Raw genomic sequence first — 13,416 nt, 5'->3', positions numbered from 1 at the left:
GGGTCGGCCAGTTCGCGCGGCCGCTGGGTTTCGACTGCCGGTCCCTTCGGGCGAGGGCCGGTCGCAGTGTGGCGTGCGTTGCTGGTGCCATGACCGGCCTCTTTGGGCGGGTGCGGAATCGCCCGGAACCCTCGCGCGTTGAGGACAGTGGGTAAGGGATGCCGGTGGTGTGCGAGCCGATGACCCCGAGTGACCGAGCTGACAGATACAGACATTGGAAGGGGCCGTGATGGCTGCGCAGACGCAGAGGGCCGTACTGGCGGGCGGATGCTTCTGGGGGATGGAGGAGCTGATCCGCCGACTCCCGGGCGTGACGGCGACCCGGGTGGGCTACACCGGGGGTGACGTGCCGAACGCGACGTACCGTAACCACGGCACGCACGCGGAGGCCATCGAGATCCTTTTCGACCCCGAGAAGACCGACTACCGCGCGCTCCTGGAGTTCTTCTTCCAGATCCACGACCCGAGCACCAAGAACCGCCAGGGCAACGACATCGGCCTCAGCTACCGCTCGGCGATCTACTACGTGGACGACGAGCAGAAGCGGGTCGCCGAGGACACGATCGCGGACGTGGACGCCTCCGGACTGTGGCCGGACAAGGTCGTCACCGAGGTGGAGCCGGTCGGCCCCTTCTGGGAGGCCGAGCCCGAGCACCAGGACTACCTGCAGCGTTACCCCGACGGCTACACCTGCCACTTCCCCCGCCCGGGATGGCGCCTGCCCGCCCGCACGGAGGGCTGACCGCGAGGCGGGGGGAAGGCGGAGGCTCACTGGCCGGCTCCGTAGCCGGGCCCCGCTTTCCCCTTCGGGGCCGCAGCTGCCCTGCCGTGCACGAAGGGCGCTGCGGTGAAGGCTGCCCGTGACCGGCCGGTCAGAGGCCGGCCAGGTGGCTGGAGAGCCAGTCGATGTGGCGGTCACACATCCGGTCCCGCTCCTCAGACGTGGCGAGGATGACGTCCGCGCCGCCGTCGTACGGGTGGTGGATGCGGCGGAGTTCCGTATCCGTGAGGAACACCTCGGCGAGCGCGTCGTCCGCGACGGCGCGCAGCAGGTCGTCGGCGCAGCCGCGTTCCCACGGGCGCCGGTCGGCGTACAGACGTCTGTGGACGTGGAACTCCGGGTCGGGGTCGTCCTGCTCCGACTCGGTCCACCAGCGGACGCCGTCCGGGTGCAACGTCTGTCGTGGCTCCGGATGGATGGGAGGTCCCGTCGCCGTTCCCGACCAGTCCATGGTCACTACGAACACATCCGTACCCGCGAAGAGTTCGTCGAGGACCGTGTTGTGGCGGTCCAGCACGATCGCGTACTCGTCCTCCGACTCCGGGGAGCGCTTCGAGCCGGGGAGGCTGTGAAAGCGCACCCAGCGGTCCGCGTACGTACTGCGGAAGGTGTGGGCGACGGGCGGACCCGACGGCCACCGTTCCTGCCACAGCCCCGCCAGCATCGCGGGAGAGAAGCCGACGCTCATCGATCCACCTTCGCGACACCGGCCTTGCGGCACACGCGGGCGCGGCTTCTGCCCCCGCAGTACCCGTTCAGGATCACTCCGCCCAGAGACCGTCGGCCCGCTCAGTGCGGCAGTGTCGCCGGGCTGCCGCCGTTTGCCTCGTAGCCGCCCACCGCCAGGGCGCGGTACACCGCGTAGTCCGCTGCCGGGTCGGATGTCAGGGTCCAGGGGAGGGCTCCCACGTGGCCGTCGACGTGGACCAGCTGGGTCATTGCCTCCGACCAGCGTTCGCCGCGGACCAGGAAGCAGACCAGGAGGTGGCGGACGTGGGCGAGCATCGGGTCGTCGGGGCGGGCCGAGTGGACCGCGTAGAGGGCGCCGTGGACCGCCTTGGTCACGACCTCGCTCTGGTAGAAGCTGCTGACCAGGTTCACCTCGGGCAGGTGCTCGAAGACGGCGAAGAGAGGCATCGCGGCCAGGAGTGAGCCCTGCGGCGCCCGGGCCGCCGCCGCCTCCGCGAAGGAGTACGCCACCTCGCGCGAGCCGTGCCACTTCTCGCACCAGTAGTGCAGCGCCGCCAGATGCGCCCCCATGTGCGCGGGCGCGCGGTCCAGGATCTTCAGCCAGACCTTCTCGAACTCCGCCTGGGGGTAGGCGAGTCCGCGGCCCACGGAGAGCTCGATGACGTACGGGATCGGGTCGCCCGGCGACAGCAGCGCGGCCTCGCCGCAGGCCGCCCTCGCCTCCTCCATGATGATCCGGAACTCGTCCGTCCCCGGCGACGACGTACGCCACGCCTGCTGCACCAGGAACTCCGCGTGCACCGCGGCGCCGCCCGCGTCCTTGGGATTCTCGGCCCGCCACACCCGCAGCCACTGCCCGCCGGGGGAGTCGCTCACCCCGCCGGGGCGCTGCTGCAGCTCCAGCGACGCGGCGCCCGCGAATGCCTGCACGCGCTGCCAGCGCCGCTCGCCCTCGATCTCGGTGCCGGCCAGGAGCTGCGACGCCGCCCGGTAGTCCTGGGTGCGCTGCACGAGGTCCAGGACCTCCAGCAGGTCCTGGTCGGGGCCGGGCATGCGGATGTCCAGCTCCTCCTGGCGAAGGAAGCCGTAGTTCGCCGGGTCGGCCGCGTCCGGGTCGCCCGGAGCGACCTGTTGGATACCACCGGCACGCCTGCGCAGAAGGAACGGCCAGAGGATGAGGCTCACCATGAGCATCGCCATCAGGACCCAGAGAATCTCCATGCCTCAAGCGAACCAGACTCGTCCGACAATTGGCGAACCCGGTCACCGATCCTGTGGAAAACGGTCGGCGCCTCCTGTGGAAAACCGCCGGACACGGCCTCCCCCGGCCTCCCCCGGCCTCCCGTCAGTCGCCCGTCAGCCCCGCGTCAGACCCGCGCCAGACCCGCAGTCGGACCCGCGTCAGACCCGCGCCCCGGCCCACACCCAAGCCCCATGCCGTCACTTTCCCCGCGAGCGCATTACCCTCGGTGCCCATGAGCGACAGGCACATCAGCCAGCACTTCGAAACCGTGGCGATCCACGCGGGCAACACCGCCGATCCCCTCACCGGCGCGGTCGTCCCGCCGATCTACCAGGTTTCGACCTACAAGCAGGACGGCGTCGGCGGTCTGCGTGGCGGCTACGAGTACAGCCGCAGCGCCAACCCCACCAGGACCGCCCTGGAGGAGAACCTCGCCGCCCTGGAGGGCGGCCGCCGAGGGCTCGCGTTCGCGTCCGGACTGGCGGCCGAGGACTGCCTGTTGCGTACGCTGCTCAGCCCGGGCGACCACGTGGTCATCCCCAATGACGCGTACGGCGGTACGTTCCGCCTCTTCGCGAAGGTCGTCTCCCGGTGGGGCGTGGAGTGGTCGGTCGCCGACACCAGCGACCCCGCGGCCGTACGGGCCGCCATCACCCCGAAGACCAAGGCCGTCTGGGTGGAGACCCCCTCCAACCCCCTCCTCGGCATCACCGACATCGCCTCGCTCTCGCAGATCGCCCGCGAGTCCGGCGCGAAGCTGGTCGTCGACAACACCTTCGCCAGCCCCTACCTCCAGCAGCCGCTCGCGCTCGGCGCGGACATCGTCGTGCACTCGCTGACCAAGTACATGGGCGGCCACTCGGACGTCGTCGGCGGCGCGCTCGTGGTCGCCGACCAGGCGCTCGGCGAGGAGCTCGCCTACCACCAGAACGCGATGGGCGCGGTCGCCGGCCCCATGGACGCCTGGCTGGTGCTGCGCGGCATCAAGACGCTCGCCGTCCGCATGGACCGGCACAGCGAGAACGCCACCCAGGTCGCGGAGATGCTCACCCGGCACGCGCGCGTGACGCGCGTTCTGTACCCGGGCCTCCCGGAGCACCCCGGTCACGAGATCGCCGCCAAGCAGATGAAGTCGTTCGGCGGCATGGTCTCCTTCCAGGTGGAGGGTGGCGAGGAGGCGGCCGTCGAGGTCTGCAACCGCGCCAAGGTGTTCACGCTCGGCGAGTCCCTGGGCGGCGTCGAGTCCCTGATCGAGCACCCGGGACGCATGACGCACGCGTCCGTGGCCGGGTCCCTCCTGGAGGTCCCCGCCGATCTCGTACGCCTCTCCGTAGGCATCGAGAACATCGACGACCTCCTCCAGGACCTCAAGCAGGCGCTGGGCTAGTCACCGACGGGCTCACCGTCCGGGCAACGGGACACCCCCGGCAACGGGTCACCCGGTCGACGGGCCCACCGTCCGCCGGTGGGCTCACCAGCCGGTCAGCGGTGGAGTCGTCTCCGACGGCGGCTCCACCCACGGCTGGGTCAGCGACGCCCACACCACGAAGGCCACGACAGCCGCGAACAGCACCAGCCAGAACAGCCGCCTCGCCGCCCTCCTGCGGCGCAGCATCCGCCCGCCCCGGCGCAGCGCCTCCCCGTACAGATCGGGCGGTACGGGCGGCTGCGGCTCCTCCAGGATCCGGCGGACGTCCGCCTCCCTGCGGCTCATCGAGCTCATGACGGGGCCACCTTCGCGATCACCGGAGCGGCCTCCCGCGGCGGATGCAGCAGCGTCGCCATGGCCCGCGCGCAGATGGCCCGTACGCGCTCCGTGGGCAGCCCGAGCAGCGCCGCGGCCTGCTCCTCGGCGACGCCCTCGTACATGCGCAGCACGAGGATCAGCCGCTCCTGGGGAGTGAGGCAGTCCAGGACGCTGTCGGGTTTCCGGTGGCTCCGGGGGTGCGCCCGGCCCAGGCCGCCGTACTGATGCCACGCCCCGCGCGCGAAGCGCACGGCAAGCTGCTGCCGGGTCCGGTCGTACGGGTCCTCGCCGCGCAGCCGGTCCCAGGAGGCGTACGTATGGGCGAGGGCAGCCGTGAGCAGGCGCCGCGCGCGCGGGTTGTCGTCCGGGGGCTCGGCCGTGAGCAGTGTGGCGGCATGCAGCAGCCGCCCTGCCGCGCCCGCGACGAACGCCTCGAACTCCCGGGCCCGGCGGGCGTTCTGGGACGCCTGCCGCTCTCGCACCGCGCCTCCCGGCTGAGGGAAACCGGGCCCTGGAGACGTACGCCGAGGACAGCCGCGTACGACAGGACCCGGTCTCATATGAGGCCAGGCGCGGGTCCCTGGTCAAGAGGCCGGGGCCGATGCGGTGCGCACGGGGTGTTTCAGGAGGGCTCCGGTGCCTCCGCGGAGGGGGATGCGGCCATGCGGGCGGAGAGCGCGAGGTTGAACCGGGTGAGCAGCGTGCAGAAGGCCTCGCGCTCCTCGGGGGCCCACTCCTGGGTCAGCTCTGCCATCAACTGGCGCCTGGAGGACCGCACTTCCTCCAGGCGGGAGAGCCCGCGCGGCGACAGCTGGAGCACCACGGCACGTCCGTCCTCCGGGTGGGAGGTGCGCTTGACGAGCCCGGTGTCGACGAGCGGGGCGACCTGCCGGGTGACCGTCGACGAGTCGATGCCCATGCTCGCTGCGAGTGCCTTGACGCCCATCGGCCCCTCCTTGTCGAGGCGGTTGAGCAGCAGGTATGCGGCACGGTCCATGGAGTTGCGCACCTGGCCGACCCCGCCGAGCCGGGTCTGTTCGGCACGGCGGGCGAACACCGCCACCTCGTGCTGCAGCGATTCGAGAAGACCGGTGTCACCGACGGTCGTCATGTCCATCGACATTTCAGGTGTTGTGGGCATGGCCGGAGGCTCTATTCATGCGTGGGGCTGGGTTGGGGGACAGAGTACGCGGACGGGGGGCGGGCCGTACCTGCGCTGAGCAAACCGGTCTCGGACGTTGGTCACAGCCGGTGTGGCGCCACGTGAACTGCGAGACTGGTGGTCATGAGCTACCGCACGGCTGACTCCTTGCCGCTGGTGACCCTCGACGATGTACGCGGCGCCCAGAAGATGCTCGCGGGCGTGGCGCGGATGACCGCCATGGAGGGCAGCAGGCACCTGTCCCGGCTGGTGGGCGCGCCGGTCCACTTCAAATGCGAGAACCTCCAGCGGACGGGTTCGTTCAAGCTGCGCGGCGCGTACGTGCGGATCGCCGGGCTGAGTCCCGAGGAGCGGGCCGCGGGCGTGGTCGCGGCGAGCGCCGGGAACCACGCGCAGGGCGTCGCCCTCGCCTCCTCCCTGCTGGGTGTGCGGTCCACGGTGTTCATGCCCAAGGGCGCCCCGCTGCCGAAGGTCGCGGCTACCCGGCACTACGGCGCCGAGGTGCGCGCGCACGGCACGGTGGTGGACGAGACGCTGGCCGCCGCGCAGGAGTACGCGGCCGAGACGGGCGCCGTCTTCATCCACCCCTTCGACCATCCCGACATCATCGCCGGTCAGGGCACGGTCGGCCTGGAGATCCTGGAGCAGTGCCCCGAGGTGCGCACGATCGTCGTCGGGATCGGCGGCGGCGGTCTCGCCGCGGGCATCGCGGTCGCCGTGAAGGCGCTGCGGCCGGACGTACGGATCGTCGGGGTGCAGGCGGCGGGCGCGGCCGCGTATCCGCCCTCGCTGGCGGCCGGGCACCCGGTGTCCATCGAGAACCCCGCGACGATGGCCGACGGCATCAAGGTCGGGCGGCCCGGCGACGTGCCGTTCGGGATCATCGGCGACCTGGTGGACGAGGTCCGTACGGTCTCCGAGAACGATCTGTCCAGCGCGCTGCTGCTCTGCCTGGAGCGGGCCAAACTGGTCGTCGAGCCGGCCGGCGCGAGTCCCGTGGCAGCGCTGCTGAGCGAGCCGCAGGCATTCGAGGGCCCGGTCGTGGCGCTGCTGTCCGGCGGGAACGTGGACCCGCTGCTGATGCAGCGCATCCTGCGCCACGGCATGGCCGCGGGCGGCCGCTACCTGGCGGTCACGCTGCGGCTGACGGACCGGCCCGGCGCCCTGGCCTCGCTTCTCGGGGTGTTGTCAGTGGTGGACGCTAACGTCCTCGATGTGAGCCACGTGCGGACCGACCCACGGCTCGGGCTCACGGAGGTGGAGGTCGAACTGCACCTGGAGACCAAGGGTCCGGAGCACTGTGCCGAGGTGAACTCCGCGCTGCGGAAGGCGGGTTACACGGTCATCGACTGAGGTCGGGTCGGCGTTCGCTCCGGTTGGAAAATTCCGTTGAGAAACGCGATACATCGCGTTATGGTGTGTCTCTGGTCACAGGTCCGCCTCGTCGCCGACCCGCTCGTCGGACGGGGCAAACCTGAGAAAAATAGCCTCTCTTCCGCAGGATCCCCAACCACTTTTCGGAGACTCATATGCCAGGCGCCATCTACGCCGAAGGCCTGGTGAAGACCTTCGGCGACGTAAGGGCTCTGGACGGCGTCGACCTCGATGTCCCGGAGGGCACCGTCCTCGGCCTGCTCGGGCCGAACGGCGCGGGCAAGACCACCACGGTCCGCTGCCTCACCACCCTGCTCCGGCCCGACAGCGGCAAGGCCGTCGTCGCGGGCATCGACGTACTGAAGCAGCCGAACGAGGTGCGGCGCTCGATAGGCCTGTCCGGCCAGTTCGCCGCGGTCGACGAATACCTGACGGGCCGCGAGAACCTCCACATGGTCGGCCAGCTCTACCAGATGCGGGCGAAGCAGGCGAAGGTCCGCGCGGTCGAGCTGCTGGAGCAGTTCCACCTCACGGACGCCGCCGACCGCCCCGCCAAGACGTACTCCGGCGGTATGCGCCGCCGGCTCGACCTCGCGGCGGCGCTCGTCGTCTCGCCGCCGGTCATGTTCATGGACGAGCCGACGACCGGCCTCGACCCGCGCAACCGCCAGCAGTTGTGGGAGGTCATCAAGGATCTGGTCTCGGGCGGTACGACACTGCTGCTCACCACCCAGTACCTCGAAGAGGCCGACCACCTGGCGCACGAGATCGCCGTGGTCGACCAGGGCCGCGTCATCGCCCGGGGAACCGCCGACCAGCTCAAGGCCCGCACCGGCGGCGAGCGCGTCGAGGTCGTCGTGCACGAGCGCGAGCACATCGAGACGGCGTCCGAGGTGCTGCGCGGCTTCGGCAAGGGCGACACCACCGTCGAGCAGCACACCCGCAAGCTGACCGTCCCCGTCACCGGTGGCGCGAAGCTCCTCGCGGAGGTCATCCGCGAGCTGGACGCCCGCGGTATCGAGATCGACGACATCGGTCTGCGCCGCCCCACCCTCGACGACGTCTTCCTCTCGCTGACAGGGCACCACGCCGAGGCGGAGGAGCAGGAGAACGGCACGGGCGACGACGCCAAGGGCCGCATGGACAAGAAGGAGGCCGCCAAGTGAGCGCCGTCACCGACGCCGTGCGGACCGCTGCCCCGGGAGGCTCGTTCGGCCAGTCCGTCCGGGACTCCCTGGTCGTGGCCAAGCGGAACCTGATCCGCATGACCCGTATCCCCGAAATGATCCTGTTCGGGCTGATCCAGCCAGTGATGTTCGTGGTGCTGTTCACGTACGTCTTCGGCGGCTCGATGCAGATCGGGGACACCACCAATCCGGACGTCTACAAGAACTTCCTGATGGCCGGCATCTTCGCGCAGACGGTCACCTTCGCCACCGCGGGCGCCGGTGCGGGCATCGCGGACGACATGCACAAGGGCCTCATCGACCGGTTCCGCTCGCTGCCCATGGCGCGCGGCGCGGTGCTGACCGGCCGCACCGTCGCGGACCTCGTCCAGACGGCCCTGACGCTGCTCGTCCTCGCGATGGTCGCGCTGCTCGTGGGCTGGCGTCCCGGTTCCATGGAGCCGACCAACTTCGGGAAGATCATGGGCGGCTTCGGCCTGCTCCTGCTGCTCGGGTACGCGTTCACCTGGATCGGCGCGCTGATCGGACTGTCCGTGCGCACCCCGGAGGCGGCGACCTCGGGTGGTCTGATCTGGCTCTTTCCGGTGACGTTCCTGTCCAACGCGTTCGTGGACTCCAGCAAGATGACGCCCTGGCTGCGCCACATCGCCGACTGGAACCCGTTCAGCGCGACCGTTCAGGCCTGCCGCAAGCTCTTCGGCGACCCCGGCCTGTCCACGTCCGGCGCCTGGCCCATGCAGCACCCGGTCTGGGCCTCGCTGATCTACTCGATCCTGATCGTCGTCATCTTCCGGACGCTGGCGGTACGGAAGTACCGCTCGGCTGCTGCCTGAGGCGCGGCGGGCCCGCCCGGAACATGGTGAAGCCCCCGGTGCATGGGCACCGGGGGCTCACCAGGGGCGACGCGCTGGACGGGTCGCGAGGCGCAGCGGCTGCGCGACGCGACGCGGGAACTACGCGGCGTACGGCTTGGCCTCCAGGATCGTCACCGAGGCCAGCTTGCCGTTCGGCAGTTCGTACTCGGCGTCCTGGCCGATCTTCTTGCCGTTCACGCCGGAGCCCAGCGGGGACTGCGGCGAGTACGTCTCGATGTCCGTGCTCGCGTACTCACGCGAGGCGAGCAGGAACGTGAGCGTGTCGTCCTTGTCGCCGTCGAAGGCGATGGTCACGACCATGCCGGGCGCGACCGCGCCGTCGGCCGCCGGGGCCTCGCCCACCTTGGCGTTCTCCAGGAGCTGGGTCAGCTGGCGCACGCGGAGCTCCTGCTTGCCCTGCTCCTCCTTGGCCGCGTGGTACCCGCCGTTCTCGCGCAGATCGCCCTCCTCGCGCGCAGCCGCGATCTTGGCGGCGATCTCCGTGCGCGCAGGACCAGACAGGTGATCCAGCTCGGCCTTGAGCTGGTTGTACGCCTCCTGGGTCAGCCAGGTGACGTTCTCGCTGGTCTGGGTCACAGGTGCTCCTCGTAGGTACTGGGAATACAAAGCATCGCCCTACCCAGAAGAATGTTCCTTCACGGGTGGGCGAAACCACGAGCCTAACAATTCACGGCCCAAAGGGGGAGGACATAAGCCATCAGTAATACGTCAACGCAGGTCAGCGGCTAGTTGTCCAGGGTGACATCCGTCAGCCGCGGGACGGGACTCAGTCCGCGTGGCAGCCGAGCAGCTCCGCGGTCGTGCCCGGGGCCGTCGTGCGGAGGGTGACGACCTTGTCGATCCGGGTGGAGTCCTGGTCGAAGCGGAAGTCCGCGCGGCCCACCTCGGCGCCGCTCTCGGCCTGTGAGCGGATCGTGCAGTAGCCGCTCGCGTCCGCGTCCTTGCGGACCTCCAGGTGCACCTTCACCGAGGTGTCCGAGAGGTCGTAGGTGATGACCTCGGCGCTGATCTTGTTGCCGCCGACGTAGTAGTAGGCGAAATAGCCGATCAGGGCGAGCAGGGCCGCCCCCAGCACCGCACCGATGATTCTGAGCCTGCGGTCGGCGCGCCCGTCCGTGGAGCGGCCGTACCGGCTCTCGGGCAGCTGCACCGTACTCATGATCGTCCTCTCCGGGGCGAGCGGGCGGGGTTCGGGGCCCGGAATTATTCGCCCCCCGATTCGGTCACTATAGAAGCCCCCACCCGCAACCCGACCGCCGCCCCACATCGACGTCCCTGCGGGACGACACCTATTAGATTTGCGCCGTCTCACACAGGGGCGCCGACTTACGAGGATTGAGTCTTGACTGACCAGCTGCGACTGATGGCCGTCCACGCCCACCCCGACGACGAGTCGTCGAAGGGCGCGGCCACCATGGCGAAGTACGTGTCCGAGGGGGTGGACGTGCTGGTCGTGACCTGCACGGGCGGGGAGCGCGGCTCCATCCTCAATCCGAAGCTTCAGGGGGACAAGTACGTCGAGGAGCACATCCACGAGGTACGCAAGAAGGAGATGGACGAGGCCCGCGAGATCCTCGGCGTCAAGCAGGAGTGGCTCGGCTTCGTGGACTCGGGCCTGCCCGAGGGCGACCCGCTGCCGCCGCTGCCCGAGGGCTGCTTCGCCCTGGAGGACGTCGACAAGGCGGCCGGTGAGCTGGTCCGCAGGATCCGCGCCTTCCGCCCGCAGGTGATCACCACCTACGACGAGAACGGCGGGTATCCGCACCCGGACCACATCATGACCCACAAGATCTCGATGGTGGCGTTCGAGGGCGCGGCGGACACCGGGAAGTACCCGGAGTCGGAGTTCGGCCCCGTCTTCCAGCCGCAGAAGCTCTACTACAACCAGGGCTTCAACCGCCCGCGCACCGAGGCGCTGCACAACGCGATGCTGGAGCGCGGCCTGGAGTCGCCGTACGGGGACTGGCTGAAGCGCTGGGACGAGTTCGAGCGCACCGAGCGGATCCTGACGACGCACGTCCCGTGTGCCGACTTCTACGAGATCCGCGACAAGGCCCTCATCGCCCACGCCACGCAGATCGACCCCGACGGCGGCTGGTTCCGGATCCCGATGGACATCCAGCGGAAGGTCTGGCCGACCGAGGAGTACGAGCTCGCGAAGTCCCTCGTCGATACATCCCTCCCCGAGGACGACCTCTTCGCGGGCATCCGCGACAATGCCTGACATGAGCGCAAGCCTGGCACTGACGCACCTCGTCCCCCTCGCCAAGGAGATCGACGAGAACAAGGTCACCCCCGGTGTCCTCGGTTTCATCGTCTTCGCGGTGATGGCCCTGGCCGTGTGGGGGCTGATGAAGTCCATGAACCGGCAGCTGGGAAGGGTCGACTTCACGGAGGAGGTGGACCCGAAGACGGCCACCTCCGAGCCGGAACCGGCTGGTTCGGCCGGCTCCGGAGGGAAGGCCTCACCCGCCAAGGGCTGAGGTCGACCGGGCCCGATCGGGCCGAGGCCCTGATGCGGTGACACGCCACAGGCGTCACCGCGTCAGGACCTGCGTGTGCCCGGAGGCGCCCCTCACACCCGCCGGGCCGACACCGCCACCCCCATGACCTCCCGGGCATGCCGGTTCGGGACCATGCCCAGGCGCCAGGCCTGCCAGCCGGCTTCCAGGTCGGCTCCTCGTTCCAGGAGCAGTTGGTACGCCTCGATGTAGTCGTCGAGCTTTCCGTCGCGGGTCGGGTGGCCGGTGCGGGAGAGCTGGGTGAGTTCCTCCTGGGCCACCGCCGTGCCGACCTCCACGCCGCCCGGGGAGGCGTAGGGCAGGAGCGTGCAGCGCAGGAAGCGGGACCAGTCCTCGCCGCGGCGGTCGCCGTAGGAGGCGAAGAGGGACGCGGCCTCGTCGCAGAGGGCGAGGGCCGGCTGGGTGCGGGCGTTGCCGGCGTCGACGACCGCCAGTTCCAGGCAGGTCCAGGCCTCGCCGTGGGCGACGCCGATCCGCTGGAAGTCGGCCCGTGCGTCGACCAGGAGCTGGCGGGCGAAGCCCGAGTTCCGCAGGGAGCCGGTCTGGGCGGCACGCTGGTCGCGGGTGACCCGGGCCGAGTGGTGGCGGGCGCACGCCAGGCCGTACACGTCGCGGATGCGGGAGAACATCGTCCGTGAGCGTTCCAGTTCACGGACCGCCTGGTCGAGGTTGCCGGTCTCCTCCAGGGCCTGGCCGAGGTAGTAGACCGTCCAGGCCTCGCCCCGCGAGTCCTCGTTGTCGCGGTGGCGGGAGGCCGCCTGGCGCAGGCCGTCCACCGCGGAGGACGGGTCGCCGTCGACCAGGCGGGCCCGGGCGAGCTGGGTGAGGGCCCAGGCCTCGCCGCGGGCGTCGCGTGTGCGGCCGTACAGATCGAGGGCCTCGCGGAGCTCGGACTCGGCGCGCGGTACGTCGCCCATGCGCAGACCCAGCTGGCCGAGCTGGAAGTGGGCCCACGCCTCGCCGTGCACGGACTCGCCCTCGCGGTGCAGGACCAGGGCCTGTGTCAGGAGGTCGAGCGCCTCGCGCAGTCTGGCGCGGTCCCGTTCCACGGCCGCCAGCGCGTGCATCGTCCAGGCGCGGTCCGCCGAGAGCTCGGGGGAGGCCTGGAGGTCCATGGCCTCCTGGAGCTTCGCCGCCGCCTCCGTGAGATTGCCCTGGTGGTGGAGGGTGATCCCGAGCGAGCAGAGCGCCCGTGCCGCGCCCGCGTCGTGGTGCGCCTCGAAGTAGAGGTCCACCACGGAGGCCAGTTGCGTACGCGCCTTGTCCAGCTCGCCGAGCTGGCGGGCCGCGATGCCCGTACGCCACTGGACCGAGCGCACCAGCAGTCCCTGGTCGACGGCCTGCGTCAACTCGCTGATCTCGCCCAGGCGGTAGAGGTCGCCGCGCAGCAGGCAGTAGTCGCACAGCGCGCCCAGGAGGTTGAGCACCGTCGCCTGGTTGACGCCCTCCGCGTGCCGCAGGGCCGCCGTGATGAAGCTCGACTCGTCGTCCAGCCAGCGCAGGGCCGCGTCCAGCGAGGTGAAGCCGTGCGGGCCGAACTGGTCGGCGCGGGTGGACGTCTTGCCGTCGACCAGGCGGATCACCGAGTCCGCGAGCTCGGCGTAGTTCGCGATGAGACGTTCCTGCGCGGCCGTACGCTCGGACGGCTCCTCCTCGTCGAGGAGGCGGGCCTGCGCGAAGGCGCGTACGAGGTCGTGCAGGCGGTAGCGGCTGCCGCGTACGTGGTCGATGAGGCCCGCGCGGGAGAGGGCCTCCAGGTGGCGGGTCGCCTCCGGCTCGTCCGTCGCGAGCAGGGCGGCCGCCGCGGCCGCGCCCAGCGAGGCGCGGCCCGCCAG

General features: G+C 70.4%; 15 protein-coding genes. 7 read left to right on the top strand and 8 right to left on the bottom strand.

Features of this window, described 5'->3' with window-relative positions; genetic code table 11:
• Positions 1-229: 229 nt before the first annotated feature.
• On the top strand, positions 230-742 hold the full coding sequence (gene msrA / locus O3Q52_RS35010; RefSeq protein ID WP_269652665.1) for a peptide-methionine (S)-S-oxide reductase MsrA: 513 nt from the start codon (positions 230-232) through the stop codon (positions 740-742).
• A 130-nt stretch (positions 743-872) separates the two neighbouring features.
• On the opposite strand, the gene O3Q52_RS35005 is transcribed toward msrA, so the two are convergent.
• On the bottom strand, positions 873-1,469 hold the full coding sequence (locus O3Q52_RS35005) for a hypothetical protein (RefSeq protein WP_269652664.1): 597 nt from the start codon (positions 1,467-1,469) through the stop codon (positions 873-875).
• A gap of 101 nt (positions 1,470-1,570) precedes the next feature.
• Positions 1,571-2,692, bottom strand: a complete 1,122-nt coding sequence (locus tag O3Q52_RS35000) for a hypothetical protein (RefSeq protein ID WP_269652663.1) — start codon at positions 2,690-2,692, stop codon at positions 1,571-1,573.
• Between the two features lie 254 nt (positions 2,693-2,946).
• Here O3Q52_RS35000 and O3Q52_RS34995 point away from each other — a divergent pair, with 254 nt between their 5' ends.
• Positions 2,947-4,101, top strand: a complete 1,155-nt coding sequence (locus O3Q52_RS34995; protein WP_269652662.1) for a cystathionine gamma-synthase — start codon at positions 2,947-2,949, stop codon at positions 4,099-4,101.
• Positions 4,102-4,185: 84 nt separating this feature from the next.
• On the opposite strand, the gene O3Q52_RS34990 is transcribed toward O3Q52_RS34995, so the two are convergent.
• The 3 genes from O3Q52_RS34990 to O3Q52_RS34980 all read right to left on the bottom strand — a co-directional run bounded on the left by O3Q52_RS34990 (position 4,186) and on the right by O3Q52_RS34980 (position 5,584).
• Positions 4,186-4,428, bottom strand: coding sequence for a hypothetical protein (locus tag O3Q52_RS34990; RefSeq protein WP_269652666.1), 243 nt, complete (start codon positions 4,426-4,428; stop codon positions 4,186-4,188).
• A gap of 5 nt (positions 4,429-4,433) precedes the next feature.
• Entirely contained in the window at positions 4,434-4,943 is a 510-nt protein-coding gene (locus tag O3Q52_RS34985; RefSeq protein ID WP_269652661.1) for a sigma factor-like helix-turn-helix DNA-binding protein, read from the bottom strand.
• A 140-nt stretch (positions 4,944-5,083) separates the two neighbouring features.
• Positions 5,084-5,584 carry a MarR family winged helix-turn-helix transcriptional regulator gene (locus O3Q52_RS34980; RefSeq protein WP_189838420.1) on the bottom strand — a complete coding sequence of 167 codons (501 nt, stop codon included), beginning with the start codon at positions 5,582-5,584 and terminating at the stop codon, positions 5,084-5,086.
• A 162-nt stretch (positions 5,585-5,746) separates the two neighbouring features.
• Between O3Q52_RS34980 and ilvA the strand changes: the two genes are divergently transcribed.
• From ilvA to O3Q52_RS34965, 3 genes are all read left to right on the top strand, one after another.
• Positions 5,747-6,976, top strand: a complete 1,230-nt coding sequence (gene ilvA, locus O3Q52_RS34975; RefSeq protein WP_269652660.1) for a threonine ammonia-lyase — start codon at positions 5,747-5,749, stop codon at positions 6,974-6,976.
• Positions 6,977-7,152: 176 nt separating this feature from the next.
• Entirely contained in the window at positions 7,153-8,163 is a 1,011-nt protein-coding gene (locus O3Q52_RS34970; protein ID WP_269652659.1) for an ATP-binding cassette domain-containing protein, read from the top strand.
• Positions 8,160-9,017: an ABC transporter permease gene (locus tag O3Q52_RS34965; RefSeq protein ID WP_055614166.1), complete on the top strand. Its 858-nt coding sequence runs from the start codon at positions 8,160-8,162 to the stop codon at positions 9,015-9,017. Before O3Q52_RS34970 ends, O3Q52_RS34965 begins: the two co-directional genes overlap by 4 nt.
• Positions 9,018-9,137: 120 nt before the next feature.
• On the opposite strand, the gene greA is transcribed toward O3Q52_RS34965, so the two are convergent.
• Together greA and O3Q52_RS34955 are read right to left on the bottom strand one after the other, a co-directional pair.
• Entirely contained in the window at positions 9,138-9,635 is a 498-nt protein-coding gene (gene greA / locus O3Q52_RS34960; RefSeq protein WP_269652658.1) for a transcription elongation factor GreA, read from the bottom strand.
• Positions 9,636-9,825: 190 nt separating this feature from the next.
• Positions 9,826-10,218, bottom strand: a complete 393-nt coding sequence (locus O3Q52_RS34955; RefSeq protein ID WP_269652657.1) for a DUF4307 domain-containing protein — start codon at positions 10,216-10,218, stop codon at positions 9,826-9,828.
• Between the two features lie 183 nt (positions 10,219-10,401).
• On the opposite strand from O3Q52_RS34955, the gene mca reads away from it, so the two are divergent.
• On the top strand, positions 10,402-11,283 hold the full coding sequence (mca, locus tag O3Q52_RS34950) for a mycothiol conjugate amidase Mca (RefSeq protein ID WP_269652656.1): 882 nt from the start codon (positions 10,402-10,404) through the stop codon (positions 11,281-11,283).
• Entirely contained in the window at positions 11,276-11,542 is a 267-nt protein-coding gene (locus O3Q52_RS34945) for a hypothetical protein (protein ID WP_269652655.1), read from the top strand. The genes mca and O3Q52_RS34945 overlap by 8 nt, the downstream gene beginning before the upstream one ends.
• Positions 11,543-11,634: 92 nt before the next feature.
• Here the strand turns inward: O3Q52_RS34945 and O3Q52_RS34940 are convergent.
• Positions 11,635-13,416: tetratricopeptide repeat protein (locus O3Q52_RS34940; protein ID WP_269652654.1), on the bottom strand; the 1,782-nt coding region annotated here is incomplete at its 5' end.

This window comes from Streptomyces sp. ActVer, assembly GCF_027270795.1.
GTDB classification, from domain to species: domain Bacteria; phylum Actinomycetota; class Actinomycetes; order Streptomycetales; family Streptomycetaceae; genus Streptomyces; species Streptomyces umbrinus_A.
Note: the sequence above shows the minus strand (reverse complement) of the source record. Positions and strands in the feature narration are given on the sequence as shown.

Bases quoted from the DNA above. Each gene is read 5' to 3' on its own strand.
- O3Q52_RS34970 (WP_269652659.1), top strand. From the start codon at position 7,153: ATGCCAGGCGCCATCTACGCCGAAGGCCTGGTGAAGACCTTCGGCGAC.
- O3Q52_RS35005 (WP_269652664.1), bottom strand. From the start codon at position 1,469: ATGAGCGTCGGCTTCTCTCCCGCGATGCTGGCGGGGCTGTGGCAGGAA.
- O3Q52_RS34995 (WP_269652662.1), top strand. From the start codon at position 2,947: ATGAGCGACAGGCACATCAGCCAGCACTTCGAAACCGTGGCGATCCAC.
- O3Q52_RS34990 (WP_269652666.1), bottom strand. From the start codon at position 4,428: ATGAGCCGCAGGGAGGCGGACGTCCGCCGGATCCTGGAGGAGCCGCAG.
- msrA (WP_269652665.1), top strand. From the start codon at position 230: ATGGCTGCGCAGACGCAGAGGGCCGTACTGGCGGGCGGATGCTTCTGG.
- O3Q52_RS34955 (WP_269652657.1), bottom strand. From the start codon at position 10,218: ATGAGTACGGTGCAGCTGCCCGAGAGCCGGTACGGCCGCTCCACGGAC.
- O3Q52_RS35000 (WP_269652663.1), bottom strand. From the start codon at position 2,692: ATGGAGATTCTCTGGGTCCTGATGGCGATGCTCATGGTGAGCCTCATC.
- O3Q52_RS34945 (WP_269652655.1), top strand. From the start codon at position 11,276: ATGCCTGACATGAGCGCAAGCCTGGCACTGACGCACCTCGTCCCCCTC.
- ilvA (WP_269652660.1), top strand. From the start codon at position 5,747: ATGAGCTACCGCACGGCTGACTCCTTGCCGCTGGTGACCCTCGACGAT.
- O3Q52_RS34980 (WP_189838420.1), bottom strand. From the start codon at position 5,584: ATGTCGATGGACATGACGACCGTCGGTGACACCGGTCTTCTCGAATCG.